This window comes from Xenorhabdus hominickii (assembly GCF_002632725.1).
Lineage (GTDB): Bacteria > Pseudomonadota > Gammaproteobacteria > Enterobacterales > Enterobacteriaceae > Xenorhabdus > Xenorhabdus hominickii.
The window spans coordinates 1203901-1207126 of sequence record NZ_NJAI01000001.1; the positions used below are offsets into that span (position 1 = coordinate 1203901).

2 rRNA genes are annotated in these 3226 nt (G+C 53.3%); both read left to right on the forward strand.

What is annotated here, in order from left to right:
• The first annotated feature begins 121 nt into the window (after nt 1-121).
• Nucleotides 122-3031 (forward strand): 23S ribosomal RNA (locus Xhom_RS48835).
• A 78-nt stretch (nt 3032-3109) separates the two neighbouring features.
• Nucleotides 3110-3225 (forward strand): 5S ribosomal RNA (gene rrf / locus Xhom_RS48840).
• Nucleotide 3226 lies beyond the last annotated feature (1 nt).

Consider the following 3226-nt stretch of genomic DNA (forward strand, 5'->3'; position numbering starts at 1 on the left):
TGCTCTTTAACAATCTGGAACAAGCTGAAAATTTGAAACAATCAGTACTGTAACCGCGCTAAGGCGGCAGTATTGAGGAGTCTCTCAATCACTCCAGTCCGAAGACACCTTCGGGTTGTGAGGTTAAGCGACTAAGCGTACACGGTGGATGCCTAGGCAGTCAGAGGCGATGAAGGGCGTGCTAATCTGCGATAAGCGCCGGTAAGGTGATATGAACCGCAATAACCGGCGATACCCGAATGGGGAAACCCAGTGCAATCCGTTGCACTATCATTAACTGAATTCATAGGTTAATGAGGCGAACCGGGGGAACTGAAACATCTCAGTACCCCGAGGAAAAGAAATCAACCGAGATTCCCCCAGTAGCGGCGAGCGAACGGGGAGCAGCCCAGAACCAACATCAGCATCCGCGTCAGGAGAACGGTCTGGAAAGGCCGGCAGTAAAGGGTGATAGCCCCGTATCTGAAGACGCAGGTGGTGTGAGTTCGACGAGTAGGGCGGGACACGTGGTATCCTGTCTGAACATGGGGGGACCATCCTCCAAGGCTAAATACTCCTGACTGACCGATAGTGAACCAGTACCGTGAGGGAAAGGCGAAAAGAACCCCGGCGAGGGGAGTGAAACAGAACCTGAAACCGTGTACGTACAAGCAGTGGGAGCCTTGATTTATCAGGGTGACTGCGTACCTTTTGTATAATGGGTCAGCGACTTATATTCTGTAGCAAGGTTAACCGTATAGGGGAGCCGCAGGGAAACCGAGTCTTAACTGGGCGTTAAGTTGCAGGGTATAGACCCGAAACCCGGTGATCTAGCCATGGGCAGGTTGAAGGTTGGGTAACACTAACTGGAGGACCGAACCGACTAATGTTGAAAAATTAGCGGATGACTTGTGGCTGGGGGTGAAAGGCCAATCAAACCGGGAGATAGCTGGTTCTCCCCGAAAGCTATTTAGGTAGCGCCTCGTGAATTCATCTTCGGGGGTAGAGCACTGTTTCGGCTAGGGGGTCATCCCGACTTACCAACCCGATGCAAACTGCGAATACCGAAGAATGTTATCACGGGAGACACACGGCGGGTGCTAACGTCCGTCGTGAAGAGGGAAACAACCCAGACCGCCAGCTAAGGTCCCCAAGTCATGGTTAAGTGGGAAACGAAGTGGGAAGGCTCAGACAGCCAGGATGTTGGCTTAGAAGCAGCCATCATTTAAAGAAAGCGTAATAGCTCACTGGTCGAGTCGGCCTGCGCGGAAGATGTAACGGGGCTAAACCATGCACCGAAGCTGCGGCAGCGACACTCAGGTGTTGTTGGGTAGGGGAGCGTTCTGTAAGCCTGCGAAGGTGTGCTGTGAGGCATGCTGGAGGTATCAGAAGTGCGAATGCTGACATAAGTAACGATAAAGCGGGTGAAAAACCCGCTCGCCGGAAGACCAAGGGTTCCTGTCCAACGTTAATCGGGGCAGGGTGAGTCGACCCCTAAGGCGAGGCCGAAAGGCGTAGTCGATGGGAAACGGGTTAATATTCCCGTACTCGGTGTTACTGCGAAGGGGGGACGGAGAAGGCTAGGCTGGCCGGGCGACGGTTGTCCCGGTTTAAGCGTGTAGGTGGGAAGAATTGGTAAATCCGTTCTTCTGTTAACACTGAGGCGTGATAACGAGGCACTACGGTGCTGAAGTAGCTGATGCCCCGCTTCCAGGAAAAGCCTCTAAGCTCCAGGTAACATTGAATCGTACCCCAAACCGACACAGGTGGTCAGGTAGAGAATACTCAGGCGCTTGAGAGAACTCGGGTGAAGGAACTAGGCAAAATGGTGCCGTAACTTCGGGAGAAGGCACGCTGGCGTTAGGTGAAAAGACACGCTCTTGGAGCCGAGGCCAGTCGCAGATACCAGCTGGCTGCAACTGTTTAATAAAAACACAGCACTGTGCAAACACGAAAGTGGACGTATACGGTGTGACGCCTGCCCGGTGCTGGAAGGTTAATTGATGGGGTTATCCGTAAGGAGAAGCTCTTGATCGAAGCCCCAGTAAACGGCGGCCGTAACTATAACGGTCCTAAGGTAGCGAAATTCCTTGTCGGGTAAGTTCCGACCTGCACGAATGGCGTAATGATGGCCAGGCTGTCTCCACCCGAGACTCAGTGAAATTGAACTCGCTGTGAAGATGCAGTGTACCCGCGGCAAGACGGAAAGACCCCGTGAACCTTTACTATAGCTTGACACTGAACCTTGAGCCTTGATGTGTAGGATAGGTGGGAGGCTGAGAAGTGTGGACGCCAGTCTGCATGGAGCCAACCTTGAAATACCACCCTTGAATGTTTGATGTTCTAACGTAGGCCCGTGAACCGGGTTGCGGACAGTGTCTGGTGGGTAGTTTGACTGGGGCGGTCTCCTCCCAAAGCGTAACGGAGGAGCACGAAGGTTAGCTAATCACGGTCGGACATCGTGAGGTTAGTGCAATGGCATAAGCTAGCTTGACTGCGAGAGTGACAGCTCGAGCAGGTACGAAAGTAGGTCATAGTGATCCGGTGGTTCTGAATGGAAGGGCCATCGCTCAACGGATAAAAGGTACTCCGGGGATAACAGGCTGATACCGCCCAAGAGTTCATATCGACGGCGGTGTTTGGCACCTCGATGTCGGCTCATCACATCCTGGGGCTGAAGTAGGTCCCAAGGGTACGGCTGTTCGCCGTTTAAAGTGGTACGCGAGCTGGGTTTAGAACGTCGTGAGACAGTTCGGTCCCTATCTGCCGTGGGCGTTGGAAGATTGAAAGGGGCTGCTCCTAGTACGAGAGGACCGGAGTGGACGCACCACTGGTGTTCGGGTTGTCATGCCAATGGCACTGCCCGGTAGCTAAGTGCGGAAGAGATAACCGCTGAAAGCATCTAAGCGGGAAACTTGCCTTGAGATGAGTCTTCCCTTGTCCCTAGAGGACACTAAAGGAACGTTCGAGACGAGGACGTAGATAGGCTGGGTGTGTAAGCGTTGCGAGACGTTGAGCTAACCAGTACTAATGAACCGTGCGGCTTAACCTGACAACACCGAAGGTGTTTTGGGGTGAGAGAGCAGTTTCAGAGACTAATCAGCTTGTTCGAGATGAGAAACAGAATTTGTCTGGCGGCAATAGCGCGGTGGTCCCACCTGACCCCATGCCGAACTCAGCAGTGAAACGCCGTAGCGCCGATGGTAGTGTGGGGTCTCCCCATGTGAGAGTAGGGAACTGCCAGACA